The 21,345-nt window shown below is 70.3% G+C and carries 22 protein-coding genes and 2 tRNA genes; 7 read left to right on the top strand and 17 right to left on the bottom strand.

Features of this window, described 5'->3' with window-relative positions; translation table 11 throughout:
• The first annotated feature begins 13 nt into the window (after positions 1–13).
• Complete coding sequence (locus BIU94_RS08445; RefSeq protein WP_175472102.1) at positions 14–619, top strand: copper resistance CopC family protein; 606 nt, start codon at positions 14–16, stop codon at positions 617–619.
• Positions 620–708: 89 nt separating this feature from the next.
• Here BIU94_RS08445 and BIU94_RS08440 read toward each other — a convergent pair whose 3' ends face one another.
• From BIU94_RS08440 to BIU94_RS08420, 5 genes are all read right to left on the bottom strand, one after another.
• Entirely contained in the window at positions 709–1,368 is a 660-nt protein-coding gene (locus tag BIU94_RS08440) for an ATP-dependent Clp protease proteolytic subunit (protein ID WP_071257265.1), read from the bottom strand.
• Positions 1,369–1,394: 26 nt separating this feature from the next.
• Positions 1,395–2,024 carry an ATP-dependent Clp protease proteolytic subunit gene (locus BIU94_RS08435; RefSeq protein ID WP_071257262.1) on the bottom strand — a complete coding sequence of 210 codons (630 nt, stop codon included), beginning with the start codon at positions 2,022–2,024 and terminating at the stop codon, positions 1,395–1,397.
• Positions 2,025–2,193: 169 nt separating this feature from the next.
• Positions 2,194–3,501: a trigger factor gene (tig, locus tag BIU94_RS08430; protein WP_071257259.1), complete on the bottom strand. Its 1,308-nt coding sequence runs from the start codon at positions 3,499–3,501 to the stop codon at positions 2,194–2,196.
• Between the two features lie 52 nt (positions 3,502–3,553).
• Positions 3,554–3,630 (bottom strand) — tRNA-Pro (locus BIU94_RS08425).
• A gap of 93 nt (positions 3,631–3,723) precedes the next feature.
• Positions 3,724–3,999, bottom strand: coding sequence for a hypothetical protein (locus BIU94_RS08420; RefSeq protein ID WP_071257241.1), 276 nt, complete (start codon positions 3,997–3,999; stop codon positions 3,724–3,726).
• 68 nt (positions 4,000–4,067) lie between these two features.
• On the opposite strand from BIU94_RS08420, the gene BIU94_RS08415 reads away from it, so the two are divergent.
• Positions 4,068–4,138: transfer RNA gene (locus tag BIU94_RS08415), tRNA-Gly, on the top strand.
• A 489-nt stretch (positions 4,139–4,627) separates the two neighbouring features.
• Here the strand turns inward: BIU94_RS08415 and BIU94_RS18095 are convergent.
• Entirely contained in the window at positions 4,628–4,906 is a 279-nt protein-coding gene (locus tag BIU94_RS18095; protein ID WP_071257238.1) for a hypothetical protein, read from the bottom strand.
• Between BIU94_RS18095 and BIU94_RS18090 the strand changes: the two genes are divergently transcribed.
• Positions 4,803–5,210 carry a DUF3761 domain-containing protein gene (locus BIU94_RS18090; protein ID WP_254783027.1) on the top strand — a complete coding sequence of 136 codons (408 nt, stop codon included), beginning with the start codon at positions 4,803–4,805 and terminating at the stop codon, positions 5,208–5,210. The two genes, BIU94_RS18095 and BIU94_RS18090, sit on opposite strands and share 104 nt — an antisense overlap.
• Positions 5,211–5,257: 47 nt before the next feature.
• Here the strand turns inward: BIU94_RS18090 and BIU94_RS08405 are convergent, their stop codons facing one another.
• From BIU94_RS08405 to BIU94_RS08370, 8 genes are all read right to left on the bottom strand, one after another.
• Positions 5,258–5,590, bottom strand: a complete 333-nt coding sequence (locus BIU94_RS08405) for a hypothetical protein (protein ID WP_071257235.1) — start codon at positions 5,588–5,590, stop codon at positions 5,258–5,260.
• 348 nt (positions 5,591–5,938) lie between these two features.
• Complete coding sequence (locus BIU94_RS08400; protein WP_071257232.1) at positions 5,939–6,229, bottom strand: DUF1905 domain-containing protein; 291 nt, start codon at positions 6,227–6,229, stop codon at positions 5,939–5,941.
• A gap of 225 nt (positions 6,230–6,454) precedes the next feature.
• Positions 6,455–7,429 (bottom strand): endo-beta-N-acetylglucosaminidase H, encoded by a 975-nt coding sequence (locus tag BIU94_RS08395; RefSeq protein ID WP_071257229.1) that lies wholly within the window; start codon positions 7,427–7,429, stop codon positions 6,455–6,457.
• Between the two features lie 28 nt (positions 7,430–7,457).
• Positions 7,458–10,493 carry a glycoside hydrolase family 38 C-terminal domain-containing protein gene (locus tag BIU94_RS08390; protein WP_071257225.1) on the bottom strand — a complete coding sequence of 1,012 codons (3,036 nt, stop codon included), beginning with the start codon at positions 10,491–10,493 and terminating at the stop codon, positions 7,458–7,460.
• A 58-nt stretch (positions 10,494–10,551) separates the two neighbouring features.
• Positions 10,552–11,949 (bottom strand): cellulase family glycosylhydrolase, encoded by a 1,398-nt coding sequence (locus BIU94_RS08385; RefSeq protein ID WP_071257221.1) that lies wholly within the window; start codon positions 11,947–11,949, stop codon positions 10,552–10,554.
• Entirely contained in the window at positions 11,949–12,770 is an 822-nt protein-coding gene (locus BIU94_RS08380) for a carbohydrate ABC transporter permease (RefSeq protein WP_071257751.1), read from the bottom strand. Before BIU94_RS08380 ends, BIU94_RS08385 begins: the two co-directional genes overlap by 1 nt.
• A gap of 149 nt (positions 12,771–12,919) precedes the next feature.
• Positions 12,920–13,798 carry a carbohydrate ABC transporter permease gene (locus BIU94_RS08375; protein WP_071257209.1) on the bottom strand — a complete coding sequence of 293 codons (879 nt, stop codon included), beginning with the start codon at positions 13,796–13,798 and terminating at the stop codon, positions 12,920–12,922.
• Complete coding sequence (locus BIU94_RS08370; protein WP_071257206.1) at positions 13,798–15,090, bottom strand: sugar ABC transporter substrate-binding protein; 1,293 nt, start codon at positions 15,088–15,090, stop codon at positions 13,798–13,800. The genes BIU94_RS08375 and BIU94_RS08370 overlap by 1 nt, the downstream gene beginning before the upstream one ends.
• A gap of 100 nt (positions 15,091–15,190) precedes the next feature.
• Here BIU94_RS08370 and BIU94_RS08365 point away from each other — a divergent pair, with 100 nt between their 5' ends.
• From BIU94_RS08365 to BIU94_RS17790, 3 genes are all read left to right on the top strand, one after another.
• Positions 15,191–16,222, top strand: a complete 1,032-nt coding sequence (locus BIU94_RS08365; protein WP_071257197.1) for a LacI family DNA-binding transcriptional regulator — start codon at positions 15,191–15,193, stop codon at positions 16,220–16,222.
• Between the two features lie 101 nt (positions 16,223–16,323).
• Complete coding sequence (locus tag BIU94_RS08360; protein ID WP_071257194.1) at positions 16,324–16,656, top strand: hypothetical protein; 333 nt, start codon at positions 16,324–16,326, stop codon at positions 16,654–16,656.
• 101 nt (positions 16,657–16,757) lie between these two features.
• Positions 16,758–16,910 carry a hypothetical protein gene (locus BIU94_RS17790; RefSeq protein ID WP_175472103.1) on the top strand — a complete coding sequence of 51 codons (153 nt, stop codon included), beginning with the start codon at positions 16,758–16,760 and terminating at the stop codon, positions 16,908–16,910.
• A gap of 101 nt (positions 16,911–17,011) precedes the next feature.
• Here BIU94_RS17790 and BIU94_RS08355 read toward each other — a convergent pair whose 3' ends face one another.
• From BIU94_RS08355 to BIU94_RS08345, 3 genes are read right to left on the bottom strand one after another with little or no spacing between them, the layout of a single operon-like run.
• Positions 17,012–17,857 carry a DMT family transporter gene (locus tag BIU94_RS08355; RefSeq protein ID WP_083404690.1) on the bottom strand — a complete coding sequence of 282 codons (846 nt, stop codon included), beginning with the start codon at positions 17,855–17,857 and terminating at the stop codon, positions 17,012–17,014.
• 11 nt (positions 17,858–17,868) lie between these two features.
• Positions 17,869–18,531, bottom strand: a complete 663-nt coding sequence (locus BIU94_RS08350; RefSeq protein ID WP_071257188.1) for a response regulator transcription factor — start codon at positions 18,529–18,531, stop codon at positions 17,869–17,871.
• A gap of 53 nt (positions 18,532–18,584) precedes the next feature.
• A complete protein-coding gene (locus BIU94_RS08345; protein ID WP_071257186.1) occupies positions 18,585–20,129 on the bottom strand; it encodes a sensor histidine kinase in 1,545 nt (514 codons plus the stop codon).
• A gap of 140 nt (positions 20,130–20,269) precedes the next feature.
• On the opposite strand from BIU94_RS08345, the gene BIU94_RS08340 reads away from it, so the two are divergent.
• Complete coding sequence (locus tag BIU94_RS08340; RefSeq protein WP_071298179.1) at positions 20,270–21,112, top strand: AraC family transcriptional regulator; 843 nt, start codon at positions 20,270–20,272, stop codon at positions 21,110–21,112.
• Positions 21,113–21,345 lie beyond the last annotated feature (233 nt).

Below are 21,345 nucleotides of genomic sequence, written 5' to 3'. Positions count from 1 at the left end.
TGCCAGGAGGCTCGTGGCCGGGTCCGCCGCCGTGCTCGCGATCGCGGGCGGCGCGGTCCTCGGGCTCGCCGGTCCGGCCAGCGCGCACAACTACCTGGTCGGGTCGACGCCCGCGGTCGACGGCACGCTCACGTCGCTGCCGGAGGCGTTCGAGATCACCACGAACGACCGCCTGCTCGACATCGGCGGCTCCGACTCCGGCTTCGCCTTCCGCGTCGTCGGCCCGGACGGCAAGTACTACGAGGACGGCTGCGTCGACGTCGACGGCCCCTCGATGACCACTCCCGCCGCGCTCGGCGACTCGGGGAAGTACACCGTCGAGTGGCAGATCGTCTCCGCGGACGGCCACACCGTCTCCGACGAGTACGCCTTCACGTGGAAGGCCCCGGCGGGCTTCTCCCCTGCCGCCGGCGCCGCCGCACCGCCGACGTGCGCCACCGCCGGTGACGACGCCACGAGCGGCACGACGACGGGCACCGCCGCGGGCGGGTCCGACTCGACCGCCTCGGACGCGCTCTGGATCGGCGCCGGCGGCGTCGTGCTGGTCGGCGTCGTCGTCGCGGTGCTGCTGCTCCTGCGCCGGAAGCCGGCCCCGGAGTCCGACGACACCGAGGACTGAACAGACCGCAGGCCGAACACGACGACCCGGCCGCACGACGAGAGGCCCCGCACCGTTCGGTGCGGGGCCTCTCGTCGTTCCTGCTGGTGCTACTTGACGAGCGCCGGCAGGTTCTTGCGGCTGGTGAGGACCTGGTCGATCAGGCCGTACTCCACGGCTTCCTGCGCGGACATGATCTTGTCGCGCTCGATGTCGTGGTTGATCTCCTCCGGCGTCTTGTTGGAGTGCTTCGACAGCGTCTCCTCGAGCCAGGTACGCATGCGGAGGATCTCCGCCGCCTGGATCTCGATGTCGGACGCCTGGCCGCCACCCTGCTGGGTCGCGGGCTGGTGGATGAGCACACGGGCGTTCGGCAGGGCGAGGCGCTTGCCGGGGGTACCACCGGCGAGGAGCACCGACGCGGCCGAGGCGGCCTGGCCGAGGCAGACCGTCTGGATCTGCGGACGGATGTACTGCATCGTGTCGTAGATCGCCGTCATCGCGGTGAACGAGCCACCGGGCGAGTTGATGTACATGACGATGTCGCGGTCGGGGTCCATCGACTCGAGCACGAGCAGCTGGGCCATGACGTCGTCAGCCGACGCGTCGTCGACCTGGACGCCGAGGAACACGATGCGGTCCTCGAAGAGCTTCGCGTACGGGTCCTGCCGCTTGTAGCCGTAGGCCGTGCGCTCCTCGAAGCTCGGCAGGATGTACCGATCGGTCGGAGCCGGGACGTTCTGCGCGCCACCGAGCATTGGGAGATGCATTCTCGTTTCCTTTTCTTCGGTGGGGGTCAGGACTGGGCGTCGGGCTCGGCCGCGCTGGTCGGTGCTTCGCCGTCGCCGACGGTGCCACCGCCGCCGATGACCTCGGCGCTCGAGGCGCGGAGGTGGTCGACGAAGCCGTACTCGAGCGCTTCCTGCGCCGTGAACCAGTTGTCGCGGTCGTTGTCCTTGAGGATCTGCTCGATGGACTTGCCGGTCTGCTCAGCGGTGAGCTCAGCCATGCGCTGCTTCATGTCGAGGATGACCTTGGCCTGCGTCTGGATGTCGGCAGCGGTGCCGCCGAAGCCACCGGACGGCTGGTGCAGCAGCACGCGGGCGTTCGGCGTGATGTAGCGCTTGCCCGGCGTGCCGGAGGACAGCAGGAACTGTCCCATCGACGCGGCGAGGCCGATGCCCACGGTGACGATGTCGTTCGGCACGAACTGCATCGTGTCGTAGATCGCCATGCCGGCGGTGATCGAACCACCGGGTGAGTTGATGTAGAGGTAGATGTCCTTCTCAGGGTCCTCGGCGGCGAGCAGCAGCAGCTTGGCTGCGATCTCGTTCGAGTTGTCGTCGCGGACCTCGGAGCCGAGCCACACGATCCGGTCTCTCAGAAGGCGGTCAAAAACACTGGGGTTCAGTGTTGCTTCGGCCATGGAAAAGCTCCCGTTCAGTTGTCGCTTGTTGTCGAACTTATCGGGTGCAACGCACCGATTCCCGCCTGTTCGCTGTCGGCAATGCGGTGGTGCCGAAAACGCCGGACGGGAGGCGCGGTGCCAGCTGGCACCGTGCCTCCCGTCCGTCGTGCTGGTGGCGTCGAGATCGTTACTCGGCGGCCCCTGCCGGCTCCTGCGCGACGCCCGCCGTGAAGGCGGACAGGTCGACGTCGTCACCGTTGGTGTCCTTGACGGTCACCTTGGCGAGGACGGTCGCGACCGCCTTCGAGCGGGCGACCTCGCCGACCATGCCGGGGATCTGGCCGTTCTGGTCGATGACCTTGATGAACTCGGCCGGCTCCATGCCGTACTGCGCGGCGGCCTGGATGAGGTACTGGGTCAGTTCCTCCTGGGAGACCTGGATCTCCTCCTTCTCGGCGATCGCGTCGAGGAGGATCTGCGAGCGGAAGGCCTTCTCGCTGGACTCGGAGACCTCCTTGCGGTGCTCGTCGTCCTCGAGGCGGTTCTCCTGCTCGAGGTGACGGTGCACCTCGTCCTCGATGAGCTTCTCGGAGATCGGGATCTCGACGTCCTCGGTGAGCTTCTCGACGAGCTTGTCGCGCGCCGCGGCACCCTGGCCGAAGGTCTTCGACTTGGCGATCTGGTCCTTGAGGTCGACCTTGAGCTCGTCGATCGTGTCGAACTGGCTGGCGATCTGGGCGAACTCGTCGTCGGCCTCGGGGAGCTCGCGCTCCTTGACGGCGGTGACGGTGACGGCGATCTGGGCGATCTCGCCCTCACGGTCGCCACCGACGAGCTTCGACTCGAAGGTCGTCGACTCACCGGCGGTCAGGGACTCGAGCGCCTCGTCGATGCCCTCGAGCAGGTCGCCGGAGCCGATCTCGTAGGAGACGCCGGTGGCCGAGTCGACCTCGTCGTCGCCGATGGTGGCGGTCAGGTCGATCTGGGCGAAGTCGCCGGTCGTCGCGGGACGGTCGACCGTGACGAGCGTGCCGAAGCGGGTGCGCAGGTTCTGCAGCTCCTCCTCGATCTCGTCGTCGGAGACCTCGACCGCGTCGACGGTGAGCTCGTACGAGGCGTAGTCCGGCAGGTCGAACTCGGGGCGGACGTCGACCTCGAAGGTCAGGACGAGGTCGCCCGTGAAGTCCGCGAGGTTCGGCAGCTCGGCGACGTCGGCCTCGGCACGGCCGAGGATGCGCAGCTCCTGCTCTTCGACCGCCTGGCGGTAGAAGGTGTCGATGGCGTCACCGACGGCGTGGTTCAGGACCTCGCCGCGGCCGACGCGCTGGTCGACGATCGCCGGCGGGACCTTGCCCTTGCGGAAGCCGGGGATGTTGATCTGCTCGGCGATGTGCTTGTACGCGTGGTCGATGCTCGGCTTGAGATCGTCCGGCGTCACGTTCACGGTGAGCTTGACGCGGGTGTCGCTCACCTTGTCGACGGTGCTGGTGGCCAAGGGATGTTCTCCTGTTGGTTGACGTTCGTGTGGTCGGTGTTTCTCGAGGACCTGGTCGGGGCGACAGGATTTGAACCTGCGACCTCCCGCTCCCAAAGCGGGCGCTCTACCAAGCTGAGCTACGCCCCGTTTGACTGGGCCAGGGTGTCCGCGCACGCCGAACGGCGCGTGCAACGCCGATGAGTCTAGCGGTCCCCCGGTGCGCGGTTCCCGGCAGTCGTGTCAGTCCTCGACCGCGGCGCGTCGCAGGCCGTTCCGCCACCGCAGTCCGACGACGACCTGGACCCCGAGCGCCGCCACGGCCAGGGCGATCCCGGCGACGATCCGCCAGACGTGCAGCAGTGCGTGCGCGGGCTGCGACGACGGATCGCCGAACACCTCGGGCCGCAACGACAGCACGACCGCGGCGAGGACCACCAGGACGTACGAGACGATGCGCGACCAGCGGATCGCACGCTCGGCGCCGTGGTCCGGCGTGGGGATGACGCGCCCTGGCATGTCGTGCTCGTTCGTTCGGTGCCCGTTCGTCCGCTACGATGATCGGGCTGCGCCTGGTGCGCAGGCGCGGGGATGTAGCTCAATGGTAGAGCCCCAGTCTTCCAAACTGGCTACGCGGGTTCGATTCCCGTCATCCCCTCTCTTCTTCCTTCTGCCCCATGCTTCGTCGCTCGATGCACGGTTGCACGCCCGGTGCGAGTTCGTTCCGGCGCACCGAGTGATCAACCTCGCACCACGGATGAACCGCCGCAGCGTGCGATCGACATCACCCCGAACTGGGGATGGGACGGCAGAGCTGTCGCCAGGACACTTGAGCGGTCCTCGCCATGCATAGGAGCTCAGTGCCGAACCCCCGCCAGACCACAAGCCCGCGTTCGCCACGTACCCGTCGTCGGGTACCGATCATCACGTGGGTCGGCATCGTCGGAACCGCCGTCCTCGCACTCGCCGGTTTCGCATCGACCGGGGTCTGGGGGATGCTGATGATGATCGCGCTCGTCATCCTGCCCACGACGCTCTACGCCGTCGCCTTCCGGCGCTCGACGTGGCTCCGGATCCCGAGGAAGCGAGCTACTGCCGCGATCGGTGCGGGCATCGCTCTCGCCGCTCTGATCGGCTCCACCTCGGCCTACGGTGCGACCCATCCGTTGCCGGACGTGCCGACACAGGTCGCCGCCGCGACGACCCCGAGCGCGACGACGGTCGCGAAGCCGAAGACGTCACCGACACCGACACCGACGGTGACGGTGACGGTGACGCCCACACCGTCGCCGACACCCACGCCGGTGGTCACGACCAAGGCAGTGACGGAGACCTCACGGATCCCGTTCAGCGCCACGACGGTGCAGAGCTCGACGCTGGCGCAGGGGACGACGACGGTCACGACGCCCGGGGTGCGGGGCGTCACCACGAAGACCTACACGGTCACCTACACCGATGGCGTGGAGTCCGGTCGGGTCCTGACGAGCGAACGAGTGACGACCCCGCCGGTGACGCAGGTCACGACGGTCGGCACCTACGTCGCTCCCGCAGCTCCGACGTGCTCCGCCGGCACGTACGTCAATTCCGCGGGCGCAACGGCCTGTCGACCCGAAGCAGCTTCGAGCGCACCCGCCGGAGCGACTGCACAGTGTGTCGACGGTGCCTACAGCTACAGCCAGTCGCGGCGGGGTACCTGCTCCGGGCACGGCGGCGTCGCCACCTGGTTGTGACCCACAGCAGCTGAGACGACGAACGGCCGCGCACGCCCGAGCCGCCCCTAGAGCGCTCCGAGCGGCGCTTCTCCGACTTCCTGCCGCAGCATCCGGTAGTGCTGCTCCCAGCCGGGAGTGCCGCGTCCAGCAACGTGCAGTGCGGTCCGGACCGCGCCGAGCGCACGATCGAGCGCACCGAACTCGTCGTCTGCGTCGACACCGATCGAGAAGGTGAGCGTGCCGGTCGACAGGTCAGCGGTCAGGTCCTGGTCGTGGACGTCGTCGAGGTCGAAGAGTGCTTCCGCGATGGCGTCGAAGTCCACCGCGAGGGCTTCGCGCGGATCGTCCGCTGCCCCGAGTTCCGCCACGCACTCGAACCGCACGAGGTAGTTCGTCATCACGTTCTCCTGTCCTCGCAGCCCGTTCGCGCGAGCCGATACTTCAGATGCACAACGTACCAGGGGTTCGACGGCGTCAGGTGGACCGTGTGCAGGTGTTCGCCGCACGGGCAGTACGCCTTGTAGTACTTCCTCCCCTTCGCGAAACGCCAGCCTCGCGCTTCGGCAGCACGCATGACGTGTTCGATGTCCTTCTTCGGATGTCGAGGTCGTTCGACCATCGCCACCTCCCCTCCACACCTTCGACGGTAGGGAGCAGGACCGCGACACCGGGGTCTGCCGTCGATGGCTGTGCGAAGGTCTCGCGATCGACGGAACTGTGGAGGACTGACGCTCGGTGGCTTTCCGTCAGGGGTCGGCGAACTCCAAGGTGATCTCCGGGGAGTCGCCGAGTTCCACCCGGGCGCGCTTCCGCTCCGCAGCACGCAACGGCACGAGGTAGCCGCCGTCCTTCGGGAACAGCGACGTCGTCCACGTCACCGAGCCGATCGTCACGCGCGCCGGGATCACACCCCACCCGTAGGTGAGCACCGGCGCGAGGTCAGCGATGACCTCGGCTGTGTCCGATGGCACGACGGCGAAGAAGAACGGCGACGGTCCGCGCCACTCGATCACCTCGCCGCGGATCTCGAGCTGCATGCGGCGATCGTACGGCCGCGGCATCGAGCACGCCGGGCCGCGACTCGTTCTCGGTGGATGACGGTTCCGGTTCACGATCGCCGGGGTCCGCGAACCGGAACCGTCAGGGGCGAGGAGGAACCGTTGCCTCCCCGGAGCCAACGGGACCACGACGACGGACGCGCCCCGCGCCTCCAGGCCGGAGCCGGGGAGCACGGGGCGCGAGCCGCCGTCAGGACCTGCGCGTCAGCGGTACGACGCGGCCTGGCCGTACAGCACGTTCGTGAAGGACGACACGTAGGCCGACTCGTCACCGTCCGGCAGGTTGTACGTCATGAAGACGCCGTAGCCGTCGGCCTTCGTGCGCTGCGCGAGCGAGACGGCGGTGGCCTCCGGGGTGTTCTGGATGTCCACCGCGGCGGCCGAGAGCTTCGACTTCGGCAGGCCCGGGATCGTCGGCGCCGTGTAGGTGCCGTAGTACGGGTTCCAGGCGTAGTCGAGCTTCTTCCCGATCGACGGGCTCGCGGTCTTCAGGGCGTCGGACGACGGGCCGATGTCGTAGAACGAGATGATCTTGCCCGGCATGTCTGCGCGCAGCGCGCTGATGAGCCAGCCGATCGACTGTTCGTTCGGCTGCGGGGTGCCGTCGACGCCGTAGTCGGAGTACTCGTCGTCGAGGTCGACCCCGTCGAGGCCGTACTTCTCGACGGTCGCCGACACCTGCGCCGCGAAGTCCCGGGCGGCTGCCTTCGACGTGAAGTTCGCCAACCCGGTGCCCTGGTGGTTGCCGAGCACCGAGAGCGTCACCTTGATGCCCTTGGCCTGCAGCGGGCGGATCTGCGTCGCGGCCTGGTCGAGGGTGCGCTGCACGTTCTCGTTGGCGTACAGGACGGCCTTGCCGTTCTCGTCCCGGTTGATGTTCGCGGCGAAGATGATCGCCACGTCGAACGCGTTCGCACCGTTCGCCAGCGTGTACCGGCCGACGTTGGCGAGCTCGTCGTTGTTCACCTCGACGTAGGCGATGCTCGTCGGCCCCGACTTCGTGGGGACGGCGTGGTGACCGTGCCCGTGGCCGGGTCGACCACCGTGCGACGCTCCGTGCCCGTGGCCGTGGGCCGCCCCGGACGCGGACGGCGCCGCGGATGCCGCGGCGGGCACCAGTGGTGCCGCGAGCATGGCGACCAGTGCGGTCGCGATGCCGAACTTCGTGGACTTCTTCATGGCGTTCCTCCTCGTGTGGATGGATCGATCACTTGCGTGGGAAGCGGAAGGTGCGGACCTCGTAGGCGTCGACGGCGAACGACGAGGCGTCGACGACGGAACCGGCGGGCAGCGGCTCCTCGAGCAGGGTGACCTCGGCAGCGGGACCGAACGCGGCGGGACCGGACGCGGCGCCCCCGGCCTCGGACACCGCGATGCCGCCGGTCCCCCGCTGCCCCACCGGCTCGTACACGCGCACGACCAGGTCACCGGAGCGGTCGTCGGCGAGCTTGACGCTCGACAACACGACGTCGCCGGAGACCTGCACCAGCGGGTCGAAGCCGTGCGCTCCGGTGATCGTCCGAGCGCCCGCGTTCATCACCACGCCGGCCGACGTGGCACCGAGCTGGTCGGTGCCGACGACGATGCCGTACCGGTGCGTCTGCACGCCCTGGTCGGTCTCGGGGTCCGGGAACCGCGGGGCTCGCAGCAGCGACAGCCGCACGGTGGTGGTGACGTGTCCGTCGACGGCGTCGCGGGTGGTGTCGAAGCCGTGGATCGAGTCGTTCACGAGCGCGATGCCGAAGCCCGGCTCGGACACGAGCACGTAGCGGTGCATTGAGGTCTCGAACTTCGCGGTCTCCCACGAGGTGTTCGTGTGCGTCACCCGCTTCTGCGCGCCGAACTGGGTCTCGGCGACGGTGTGCTCGGCGCGGACGTCGAGCGGGAACGCCACCTTGAGGAACTTCTCGGTCTCGTGCCAGTCGGTGGTCTGGTCGAACTCCAGCGTGCGCGAGCCGGGTGCCAGGACGATCTCCTGCGTGACGGTCGAGTCACCGAAGGCGCGGGACACGACGACCCGTGCAGCCCCGGTGCCGTCGACCGACGCGGTCAGCCCGGTGGTCGACACGAGGTCCTCGACGCGGTTGCGGTAGTACCGGTCGACGTCCCACGCGTCCCACATGTTCGGGAAGTCCTGGTGCAGCTGCAGCAGGTTGGCGGCCTGGCCGGGAGCGATCGCCTCGCGCCCGCTGGCCAGGTCGACGGCGCTCGTCACGAGCCCCTGCGCGTCGACGACGACCCGCACCAGGTCGTTCGCCAGCACGTACCCGCCGTCCTGCTCGGTCAGGGACGCGGCGGTCGGTTCCGGCACGTCGGTCGCCAGGACGGCGCCCTGCGCGGGTGCGCCGGCCTGGAGGAACGGGGCCGGGTTCACGACGACGGCCGCGTCCCCGGCACCGGCGAGCGCCGAGAGCGCCTGCTCGATGATCGCGGTGAGCGCTGCGGCCGTCTCGGCGTACTTCGCGACCGCCTCGCGGTGCACCCACGCGATCGAGGTGCCGGGCAGGATGTCGTGGAACTGTTGGAGCAGGACCTGCTGCCACAGGGCGTCGAGCTCGTCGTACGGGTACGCGAAGTCGGTGCGGGCCGCGGCGGTCGCGGCCCAGAGCTCGGCCTCGACGAGCAGCTGCTCGCACCGACGGTTGCCCTGCTTCGTGCCGTGCTGCGACGTGAGCGTGGCCCGGTGCAGCTCGAGGTACAGCTCCCCCACCCACACGGGCGGGTCGGTCAGCTCGGCCTTCGCGCGGTCGAAGAACGTGTCCGGGTGCTCCCAGCGGACCTTCGCGCTGCCCTCGAGGTCCGCGAGGCGTGCGGCCGTGCCGGTCATCTCACGGGTGGTGCCGCCCCCGCCGTCGCCCCAACCGACCGGGGCGATCGAGCCCGTGGCGAGCCGGTTCTCGCGGAACTGCCGGGAGGCCTTCGCGACCTCGCTGCCCGACAACCGCGAGTTGTAGGTGTCCATCGACGGGAAGTGCGAGAACACCCGCGACCCGTCGATGCCCTCCCACAGGAACGTGTGGTGCGGGAACTTGTTCACCTGGTTCCAGGAGATCTTCTGCGTGAAGAACCATTCGAAGCCCGCGCGGCGCATGAGCTGCGGCAGCGCCGGCGAGTACCCGAAGCTGTCCGGCAGCCAGACACCCTTCGGCCGGATGCCGAACTCGCGCTCGAAGAACCGCTGCCCCTGCGAGAACTGCCGGACGATGCTCTCGCCGGTGGGCATCACGGTGTCGGATTCGACCCACATGCCGCCGATCGGCAGGAACCGGCCGGCCTCGACGGCTGCCCTGACCCGGGCGTAGACCTCGGGGCGGTGCTCCTTGATCCACGCGTACTGCTGGGCGCTCGACATGCCGTACAGGAAGTCGTCGGTCTGGTCGATGAGCTCGGTCATCGTCGACGTGGTGCGGGCGACCTTGCGGATCGTCTCGCGCACGGGCCAGAGCCACGCGGAGTCGATGTGCGCGTGCCCGATCGCCGAGATGGTGTGCGCGGACGCCTCGGCCGGGGCGGCGAGCACGTCGGCGAGTGCCGCGCGGGCGTCGCCGGCGGTCTCGGGGATGTGCTGCAGGTCGAGCCGGTCGAGGGCGTCGTCGAGCGCCTGCAGGATCCGCATGCGCCGGGGCCCGGCGGGCAGCTCGGCCTGCAGTTCGAGCAGGACGTCGACGTCGAGGGCGAGGTCGTGCACCTCGGACTCGAAGACGGCGAGCTCCATCCGGCGGGTGGCGTAGAGGCGCTTCGACGACGAAGTCTGCACGTCGCCCTCCTGCGTCGGCAGGAAGGGGTGGTAGTCGAGCAGGACGGGGTTCGACGCCGCCTCGACGAAGAGCTCGACGGCCTCGCCGCCCTCGGCCCGCTCGGTGACCAGGACCCACTGGTTGCGCGGGTTGATCGACTTCACGGGGGTACCGTCGGCCAGGTACACGAGGCCCTCGCACTGGAACCCGGGCATGTTCTTGTCGAAGCCGAGGTCGATGACGGCCTCGACCCGGCGTCCGGCCCACTCGGTCGGCACGGTCCCGGTCAGCCGGAACCACGTCGTGCCCCAGGCCGCGCCCCACGGGGTGCCGACCTCGTAGGGCTCGAACGGGAGCGCGAACCCCTCGGTCGGCGGGATCGGCTCCCCCGGCAGCTCGTGCCAGGCGGCCTGGAGCGCCGCCGTGGTCGCGTGCACCGCGGGCGTGATCCGCTCGTCGAGGACCCGTCGGGCGCGTCCGGTGGTGAGGGGGATGTCGTCGTGCATGAGGTCCTTCCGGGACGCAAGGGGCAGGCGTCCCTGCCGGCAGCAGGGTGGGGTGGGGTCAGGGCATGGTCGCGGGGTGTGCGACCGTGAGCGTGGCGCCGTCGAGGTGGTCGGGCACCTCCACGATGGTCGTGATCCCCCGCGCCGAGCGGAGTGCGTGGTCGGCGAGTCGGGAACGGAGCACGACCTGCGGGCCGCGGCCGTCGGCTGCCGTCTCGGCGAGGGCGAGCCAGGCGGCGGCGAACCGGCCGCCGGGTGCGCAGTCCGCGCGGGTGCCGTGGCGGACCGCGCCGTCGGGCAGCACGTCGTCGAGGACGAGTGCCGTGGACGGTGGCGCTGCCGTCCCGGTGTCGCCGGCGCGGGCGAGGGCGGCGAACGCCTCGCCGGCTGGCTTCAGCCGACCGTCGTTCGTGAACAGCCCGAGGTCGTACTCGAGCTCGGGGAAGTCGGCGAGCGACCGCGAGACGTCGTGCGAGCACCACCACGTGACGCCGAGCACCTGCTGCGCGTCGAGCACGTGCCGGATGGTCTGCTCGGTGAACGACGCGGCGTCGGAGGGGTCGACGACGTTGGTGGGGGCGCCGACCTCCTGCAGCCAGTTCGGCCGCGCCGCGTCGCGGTTCCAGGCGGCGGCGAGCTGGAGCAGGTACTCCCCGTGCCGCACCGACCCGGCCCCGAGTGCCCCGTGCAGCGCCGCCGACCCGTTGAACACCCACGAGTGCGTGACCGTGGCGTCGCCGTGGTCCGCCGCGTGCTCCGGGCCGAAGGGCTGCGCGTCGTCGTACCAGGCCGCGTCGTACTGCGCGACGGTGACCAGCGGCCGTGGACGCGACCCGGTGCCGGGCCGGGCAGACGTGCCGTCGCCGAGCCGCGCCTCCAGACCGGACGACGGGCCGGACGACGGGCCGGACGTGCCGGACGAACCGGACGACAGCCCGGACCGCGCCGCCGCGACCATCGCCGCCGCCCACGCGTGCCCCTGCTCCGCCGTGATCGTGTGCGGGGCGGGGTGCGGCGCGTGTGCGAACTGGTTGACCTCGTTGCCGATGCTGATGCCGAGCAGGTTCGGCTTGTCGGCGACCGCTGCGGCGAGCGCCCGGACGTACGCCGCGGTCGACGCGACGACGTCCGGATCGGTGAACATGTTGCGGCGGTGCCAGCTGTCCAGCCACGAGGGCACGAAGTCGAAGCTCGACAGGTGCCCCTGCAGGGCGTCGACGTTGACGTCGAGCCCGAACGACCCGGCGATGTCGACCACCGTGGCGACGTCCTGCAGTGCCGAGTCCCGGATGAGCGTCCGGTTCGGCTGGACGACGGGCCAGAGCGGGAAGATCCGCACGTGGTCGGCGCCGAGCGACGCGATCGCCTCGAGGTCCCGGGCGGTGTCCGCCGGCGAGAAGTCGAGCCACGAGTGGAACCAGCCGACCGAGGGCGTGTAGTTGACCCCGAAGCGCATCAGCCCTTCACACCGCCCTCTTCGACGCCCTTGAAGAAGAAGCGCTGCAGGACGGCGAAGATCACGGCGATCGGGATGAACGCGATCATGGTGCCGGCGGCGATCATGCGCTGGTCGGTGGCGAAGGTGCCCTGCAGGTACTGCAACCCGACGGTCAGGGTGAGGTTCTCCGGCGACTGCAGCACGATGAGCGGCCACAGGAAGTCGTCCCACGCGCCGATGAACGAGAAGATCGCGATGACCGCGATCGTCCCCTGCACGGCGGGCAGCGCGATGTACCGCAGGCGTTGCATCGCGTTGGCGCCGTCCATGACGGCGGCCTGGTCGATCTCCTCGGGGATCTGCCGGAACGCGTTGAACATGAGCAGCACGTTGAGCGCGGCGATCATGCCGGGCAGGGCGACGCCGACCAGGTTGTCGGCGAGGCCGAGGTCCTTGACGGTGACGAACTGCGAGATGATCGTCGCCTCGCCGGGCAGCACGAGCGTGGCGAGGAACAGGCCGAGGACGAGCTTGCGGTGCCGCCACTGCAGCCGCGCGAGCGCGAAGCCGGCGAGCGTCGCGAACACGATGTTGCCGAAGACGTCGATCGCGGCGACGAGCAGCGAGTTGCCGATGTACCGCCAGACCGGGATCGCTGCGGCGACCTTGAGGTAGTTCTCGAAGGTCGGCTCGGTCGGGATGAACGACGGGTTCGCGGTGTAGATGTCCTCGCCGGCGCCCTTGAGCGAGGTGGACAGCTGCCACAGGAACGGGCCGATCGTGATGAAGAGCACCACGATGAGCAGGACGTAGCGCAGGACCTTCTCGCGGGTGGACATGACGCCCCAGGCCGCGCGGCGGCGCCTGCGTCCGTCTCGTCCGTTCGGTCGGGAGGCCCGTCCCGCGTCGGTCGCTCCGGTCACGTCCGGCGTCGGGCTGGCTGCACCGCGGGTACCGCCCAGGGCGGGTTCGGTGCTGGTCGTGTTCGTCACTTGTCCGCCTTGCTGTTCATCCGGGCGAGGGCGAGCATCGGGATGAGCGTCACGACGAAGAGCAGGAGGCTCAGGGCGGACGCGTAGCCGAGGTTGCCGGTGAAGCCGCGGGCGTACTGCTGGATGAGCATGACGAGCGAGTTGTCCTGCCCGCCGGGCCCACCGGTGCCGTTGGTGAGGATGTAGAGCTCGCTGAACACCCGGAGGGCGGAGACGCACACCAGGATCCCGACGAGCGTCATGGTGCCGCGGACCCCGGGCATCGTGACCGACCAGAACCGGCGGACCGCGCCCGCGCCGTCGAGCGCGGCGGCCTCGTGCAGGTCCTTGCCGACGTTCCCGAGGGCCGCGAGGAAGATGATCATGTAGTAGCCGAGGCCCTTCCACACCGTCAGGCTGATCGCGCTGAGGAGCAGCAGCCACCGGTCGGTCAGGAACGGCACGCTGCCCTGCACGACGCCGAGGGCCTGCGCCATCTCGTTGATGACACCGCGGTCGTCGAGGATCCACGTCCAGATGAGTCCGACGACGACCGCCGAGGCGATGACCGGCGTGTAGAACGCCGTGCGGAAGAACGCGATCCCGGGCAGCTTCTGCTGCACGAGCACCGCGATGAGCAGCGGCAGCACGGTGAGCAGGGGCAGGCAGACCGCCATGTAGATGACGCTGTTGAGCAGCGCCTCCCACACCTGCGGGTCGGCGAGCAGGGTCTCGAAGTTCCTGACGCCCACCCACTGGCTCACGCCCCCCAGCGGGCTGGCGTTCGTGAACGACAGCCGGACGGTGTTGATCGACGGCCAGAGGCTGAACGCGACGAGCCAGACGAGGGCCGGCAGGACGAGCAGCCAGGGCGTGAACCAGCGGTTGGCGCGCATCAGCCGTTGGCCAGCAGGCTGTTCATCTTGGTCTGCGCCGTCTGGAGTGCCTGCTCCGGCGAGACCTGGCCCTTCATCGCGAGGGCGATCTGCTGGTCGAGGAAGTCCGTCATCGCGGAGTTCGCCTCGACCGGGTTGATGACCTTCGCGCTCTTGAGGGCCTCGTTCGCCAGGACCCGGGCCTCGCCGTTCACGGTGCCGTCGTCCTTCGAGAAGTACGGGTCGGACTGCGACGACGTGGTGGACGGGAAGATGTTCACCTGGTGGGCGAACGCCTCCTGGTTCTTCGCGTTCGTCATGAACTTCGCGAACGCCTCGGCGGTGGCGAGGTGCTTCGACTTGCTCGAGACCGACAGGCCCTGCACGTAGAGCGGCGGGGTGTCGAGCGCGGGGCTGACGGTGACCTTGCCCTTGAGCGACGGGTTGTTCTTCTCGAAGTCGGCGAGCGAGGTGGCGCCACCGGTGGTCCAGGCGACCTTGGCCTGTGTGAACAGGGTGGAGTTGCCGAGGTAGTCGCTGTTCAGCACGTTGGAGGGCATGTAGCCGTCCTGGTACGCGTCCTTGTAGCGGTCGATGAGGTCGGCGGCCTCCGACGAGTCGGCGAAGGTGAACTTCGTGCCGTCGGCGTTGAGGACCTTGACGCCGGCGAGCGTGAAGTCGCCGAGGCCGGGCTTCCGGCTCATCAGGTAGTCGGTCGGGCAGTTCTCGTGCATGGTCTTCGCCTGCTCGAACAGCTCGTCGGTGGTCTTCGGCGGGTTGTCCGCGTCGAGGCCGCACTTGTCGAACATCGTCGCGTTCCAGTAGTTCACGTCGGTGTTGAGGTACCAGGGGTACCCGAACGTGCCGTCCACTCCCTTGTACTTGTACGAGTCCACCGCGCCGGCCACGTACGTGCTGGCGAGCTTCGAGTCGTCCTTCCCGACGTCCTGCAGGAACCCGCGCTTGGCGAGCGGCAACGCGATGTCCGGCGGCAGGTTGATCACGTCGGGCAGGCTGTTCGACGAGGCCTGGCTGAGCACCTTGTCGGCGTAGCCGTCGCCGGGCTGGTCCTGCAGCTTCACCTTCGCGTCCGGGTGGGCCTGCTCGAAGTCGTCGATGACCCCGTTGAGGTAGTCCGTGTAGGTCGGCGTGAGCGCCCAGGTCTGCAGGGTGATCGTGCCGCTGATCTCGCCGCCGCCGTTGTCGGCCGCGTTCCCGCCGCTCGAGCAGCCGGTCAGGACGAGCGCCGTCGTGGCGGCCGTCGCGAGCAGCGCGGTGGCGCGGCCCCTCGTCGTGCGTGTGCTGGTCCTCATGGCGTCCGACTCCCTCGTCATCGCTGAACCGGTTCAGTCACTGTCACCGAACCCGTGTGTGGCAGCCACTGTGGAGGACTAAAGCGCTATAGTCAACCCCGTGGCCACCAAACGTCGAACGACGATCGCCGACATCGCCGCACGGGCCGGCGTGTCCATCAGCGCGGTCTCGTTCGCCCTGAACGACCGGCCGGGCGTCTCCGACGAGACCCGGCGCCGGGTGCGCGAGGTCGCCCGCGAACTCGACTGGCAGCCGCACACCGCGGCACGGGCGCTCGGCGGCGCGAAGGCCGGCTCCATCGGCTTCGTGCTGAACCGTCCGGCCCGGACCCTGGGCACGGAGTCGTTCTTCGGCGACCTCATCTCGGGCATCCAGCTCGGGCTCGCCGGCACCCACGTCGGCATGAACCTGCTCGTGGCCCGCGACGCCGAGGAAGAACTCGAGACCTACCGCGACTGGTGGCGCGGGCACCGGGTCGACGGGGTCATCGTGATCGATCCCCGGCGGGACGACGCCCGGCTGGCACTGCTCGCCGACCTCGGCATGCCGACCGTCGTCGTCGGCTCGCACCCGTCCCCGGAGGGCGCCGCCCCCACCGTCTGGATCGACGACTCCGACGCCACCGACACGGTGCTGCGCTACCTGCACGCCCTCGGCCACCGCCGCATCGCGCACGTCGCCGGTCGCCCCGAGTTCGAGCACACCGCGATGCGGATGGACCGGCTCCGGGCCTTCGCGGCCGACGAGGGCCTCGAGGACACCGTCTCCGTCCCCACCGACTACTCGGCCGAAGCCGGCGCGCGCGCGACCCGCACCCTGCTCTCGCGCAGCCAGCGCCCGACCGCGATCGTCTACGACAACGACGTGCTCGCCGTCGCCGGGCTCGGCGTGGCGAGCGAGATGGGCGTCGCCGTCCCCGGGGACGTGTCCATCGTGTCGTTCGACGACTCCGCGATGATCCGGCTCGTCCGTCCGTCGATCACCTCGCTCACGCGCGACACGGTCGAGCTCGGGCAGCGCGCGGCCACCCTGCTGCGCGAGCAGATCGACGCGCGCGCACCGCTCCCCTCGCGCCCGGGTCCGTCGCTGACGCTGAGCGTGCGCGAGTCGACCGGCCGCGCGCGCACCTGACCCCGACTGCGGCGAGCCCGACACGCCGACCCCGCTCCTCGCGGAGGTCCAGCCCGCGCGGCCGACTTGACGCGCGTTCGAACACACGTTCGAATACCGTCGTGGGACGGCGTCGCGAGAACCGGTGGCAGCCCCCGGAACACCCGGAGGTCGAACGTCCGCGCGCCTACTCGCTGTCCGAGGACGCCCGCGGGCCGGACGTCTGCCACGCCGTCACCCCCGTGCCGGTGTGGGCGTGGATCCAGTTCCCGACGTTCCAGGTCCGTGTGAAGGCCTTCGCGAAGAGCTGGACCCGCGACGCCGTCATGGTGGAGTGGGCGCAGTTCGGGCAGCAGGCGAACGCGTGGGTCTGGCGGTCGGCGGTGAAGCACCGGAGACTCCGCACCGACCCGGTGGACCGCGCGAACCGGAGTCCGCAGAACGCGCCGCATTGACTTCCGTCCACACCGCGAGGATCGTTTACGGAACACCGGTTCGGCAAACAACTCAATGATCGAGACATTCGATCCGAGTGCCGCAACGGAGAGGAGGCACCATGAAGAACACAGCGGTGCCGTCCTGGGTCGCCCACGTGCTCACCCCGCCGGAGGTCATCAGCGCCTACGTCGAGCGCCGGATCAACGATCCCGCGCTGCTCTCGGGAGAGCAGGCAGAACCCACGTACGCAGACTTCCTGCGTGACGAGTAGACGGACTTCTCAGGAGGCCCTGATCACGTCGCCCGCGTGACGGGCGTGATCGGGGCCTCCTCTTCTCGTGCCCCTGCGCGCCTCCGCGCGCAGACCATGCGTCACCCGCGGCGGCGACGTGCCGACACGGTGACGCCGACGCTCGCGGCGGTGACGCACGCCAGCGCGACCGTCTCGGTGACCGTGAGCCCCTCGGCGAGGACGACGAGCCCGGCCAGGGCGGCGATCGCCGGCCCGAGGCTCTGCAGCACCCCGAACACCCGGGTGGGCATCCGCCGCAACGCGGCCATCTCGAGGGCGTAGGGCAGCACGCTCGACAGCACGGCGACCGCGCCGAAGACGACGAGCAGCACCGGGTGCCGCACGACCCCGTCCACCGCGGCGCCGAGGCCCGCGGGCAGGGACACGAGCATCGCCACGACCATCGACACGGCGAGGCCGTCGACCCCCGGGATCGCGGCGCCGACGCGACGGTTCATGACGATGTAGCCGGCCCAGCACGCCGCGGCCAGGACGGCCCACACCACCCCACGGACGGCGGTGACGGCGCTCGGGCCGACACCGAGCAGCACGACCCCGGCGAGTGCCAGGGCGGCCCAGAGCGCGTCGCGCCACCGCCGGGTGTGCACGAGGGACAGTGCCAGCGGTCCGAGGAACTCGATCGTCACGGCGACGCCGATCGGGATCGACGCGAACGCCAGGTAGATGAACACGTTCATGCCGCCGAGCGCGAGTCCGAGCCCGACGGCGCCGGCCCACTGCGCGCGGGTCCAGTGCCGCACCCGCGGCCGGACCACGAGGGCGAGCACGACCGCGCCGATGACGAGTCGCAGGGTGGCAGCGCCGACGGCCCCGACCTCGTCGAAGTGGGTCTTCGCGATCGCCGCGCCGAGCTGCACGGACACCATCGCGGTGAGGGCGAGGAGCGGAGCGGGGACCCGGTGCACGCGACGCCCCGTCAGCCGAGGTAGGCGAGGACGGCGAGGACGCGACGGTGGTCCTCTCCGGTGTCCTCGAGGGCGAGCTTGCCGAAGATGCTCGACACGTGCTTCTCGACGGCGCCGGTGCCGATGACGAGCGCGCGGGCGATGGCGGCGTTCGTGCGCCCCTCGGCCATGAGCCCGAGGACGTCGCGCTCCCGGGGCGTCAGGGCCGCGAGCGGGTCCCGCCGGCGGCTCATCAGCTGCGTGACGACCTCGGGGTCGAGCACGGTGCCGCCGGCCGCGATCCGGCGGACGGCGTCGTCGATCTCCTCGAGGCGCGTGACGCGGTCCTTCAGCAGGTAGCCGATGCCGGTCGCGCCCGCGGCGAGGACGTCCTCGGCGTAGGTCGCCTCGACGTACTGCGACAGCAGCAGGACCCCGGTGCTCGGTGCGACCCGGCGGGTCTCGACGGCGGCGCGGACGCCCTCGTCGGTGAAGGTCGGCGGCATCCGGACGTCCATGACCACGACGTCGGGGGCACGGTCCGGCAGCGTCGCGAGGAACGCACGGGCGTCGGCGTACTGCCCGACGACGTCGATGCCGGCTTCGTCGAGCACGCGGGCCAGGCCCTCGCGCAGCAGGACGGCGTCGTCGACGACGACGGCCCGGATGCGTGCTGCATCCGGGCCGTCGCTCATGCCGACCAGCCTAGTGGGAGCGCGGGCGCCCCCGTGGGGTCACGTCCGCGGGGTCACACCCGCGTGGTGGGCACGCCGTTCAGGGCGCCGAGCGGGATCCGGGCCGTGGCCTCGGTGGGGCCGCCCTCGGGGCTCGAGACGACGAGGTCGCCGTCGAGGGCGCGCATCCGGCCCATGAGTCCCGCGATGCCGTGGCCCTCCTGCGTCCGCGCACCGCCCCGGCCGTCGTCCGTGACGCTCACCGTCAGGTACCAGAGCCCGGAGGCGTCCACCACGAGGCCGAGGTACACCCCGGCGGTCGCGGCCCCGGCGTGCTTCGCGGTGTTCGTCAGGAGCTCGCTCACGGTGAAGTAGACGTTGCGCTGGATCTCGGTCGCGAGCTCCAGCCCCTCGGGCAGCCGGACGTCGAGCCCGACGGGGATCGGCGAGCGGGCGACGAGGGCCTCGAGGGCGGCGACGAGCCCCCGGTCGAGCAGGATCGGCGGCGCGAAGCCCCGGGACAGCGCGCGCAGCTCGTCGAGCGCGTCGCGGGCGTGCTCGGAGGCCTCGCCGATGAGCTGCTTCGCCTTCGCCGGGTCCTTCTCGAACGCACGCTCGGCCGCGGACAGGTCCATCTGCAGTCGCACCAGACGCTGCTGCGGGCCGTCGTGCAGGTCGCGCTCGATCTGCCGCAGGGCCTGGCCCTCGGCGGTGACGGCGCCGGCGCGGGAAGCCTGGAGCCCGGCGACGCGCTGCTCGAGCTGCTCGGCGCGGAAGCCCCCGAGCAGGCCGAGGTCGACCCAGTAGTGCGCGAGCACCGAGCCGCGGGCCCACAGCGGGAAGAGCACGACCACCGCGGCCATCGAGAGCAGTCCGAGGACGCCGACGGTCAGCACCAGTCGGACCTCGTCACCGGGGTAGTACCCCCTGCCGTTCACGACGTACAGGACGCCGAGGGCGATCGGCCAGGTGAAGCCCACGACGAGCAGGGCGCCGGCGCCGACCGTGACGAGTGCGACGAGCGGGTACACGACCGCCGCGTGCAGCAGGTACAGCCAGTAGTGCGGGTTCGCGACCGCCGAGCCCGTGCGCGTCCACCAGTTCTGCTGCCACCGCGGCGTCCAGTCGACGGGGCGGATCGGGCGCGGGTCGGCCCAGCCGATGCGGAGCTTCTCGAACTGCCCGAGCCAGCGGGCGACGAACAGCGCGACGAAGAACATCAGCAGGACGAACGGGTTGAACAGGTCGCGGAAGCCGCCGCCGAAGATGGCCGCCGGGAACGCGGCGTACAGCGTGCACAGCAGCACCGCGGTGAGCGCCATGTACCCGAAGTCCCGCGGCAGGCGCTTCCACGCCTCGCGGTAGAACGCGCCGGCGGTGACCCCGGACCCGGAACCCGTGCCGCGACCGACCGGGCCGCCGCCACCGCCGACGGGCGGGGTCGCGCTCCAGGACGACGAGCGCTGCTGGTCGTGCGGGCGCGGGTACTGCGGCATGGGCTTCGTGGCTCCGAGGGGGACGGCGTCGCCCAGCGGCACGGTCTGGGCCTGGTCGGGCGAGGGGGTGACGTCGTCCAGCGGGACGGTTCGCGCCTGGTCGAGGCGGTCGGTGTCGGTCATGGTCCCAGCCTCGCGATCGCGCGGCTGTTCCCCCATCCTGCCCCCTCCCGGACGCAGGTGGGGTTATCCCCCCTCTCGACTTCTCCACAGGTCGCGGCCGGCCGCCGGGCGTCAGCTGTTGATCGTCCATGCTCGGGTGCATGGGCGATGCACTCCGGGCTCTGGTGGACGCGGTGGGCGTCGAGGTCCGTTCCGGCACGGTGATCCACGCCGACGAGGACCAGTGGACACTCGCCCTCGAGCCGACCGGCACGCACGCCTGGGTCGCGACCCGGTACCGACCGGTGTGGGTCCGCCGCGGGGACACGGACGAACTCGTCGCGGCCGGCGGCGCCGCGCTGCTCGAACGACACACGACGATGACGGTCGGCACCGCACGTCAGCAACACGGACCGCCGCAGACCGCACCCTCCTCCACGTTCCCGTACGAGGCACTCTCCGCCTACACCGGCATCGTGGTCGGATCGGCGACGTTCGGCCCCCTCGCCGCCGAAGTCCTCGCACTCCCGCCCGTCGCCACCACCCGACCGGCGGGACATCCGGCACCCGACGTCGTACTCGCGCTGCAGCACCTGGGCGAACTCGACAGTGGTCGATGGCACGGCGTGCAGCAGGACGCGCTCGCGCAGCTCGTGGTCACCACCGTGCTCCACGACAACGCGCCACCGCTGCTGCAGGACAACAGCCTCGCGCGCGTCCTCGACCGCATCTTCGACGCCGAGCACCGGTACACGACCGCAGAGTTGCTCGAGGGCGTCCGCATGTCGGAGCGCACCCTCGAACGTCGGTGCGCCGAGGCCACGGGCTGCACACCGGCGCAGCTCGGGCGGTGGTTCCGGAGCCTGGAGGTCCGGAACGCCCTCGCTCGCGGCGACCGGCCCGTCGAGGTCGCCATGCGCTTCGGCTTCGCCACCACCTCGTCCATGTGGCGGGCGCTGCGGCGCGTCCGCGCACCCGAGATCGGTCTCGGTCGCCGCGACTGACGGTCGCGGTGCACGGATCCCACGATTCACCAACCAGAACCGTCAGCCGCGCAGAAAGGAAACGTCCTCCCCCGCGGCAGACGAAGCAACACGGGAAGCGATCATCACCAGCCGCCGATGACGGTCGCGGTACACGGATCCCACGATTCACCAACCAGAACCGTCAGTTGCGCAGGACCCCCGCATCCAGGACGATCGGGCGGCGGAGTGCACCGGGTGGAGGGCCTGCAACG

The organism is Curtobacterium sp. MMLR14_006 (assembly GCF_001864985.1).
In the GTDB taxonomy this organism is placed as follows: Bacteria; Actinomycetota; Actinomycetes; order Actinomycetales; family Microbacteriaceae; genus Curtobacterium.
The sequence above is the reverse complement of the archived record's forward strand: the minus strand, read 5'-3'. Positions and strand labels throughout refer to the sequence as shown.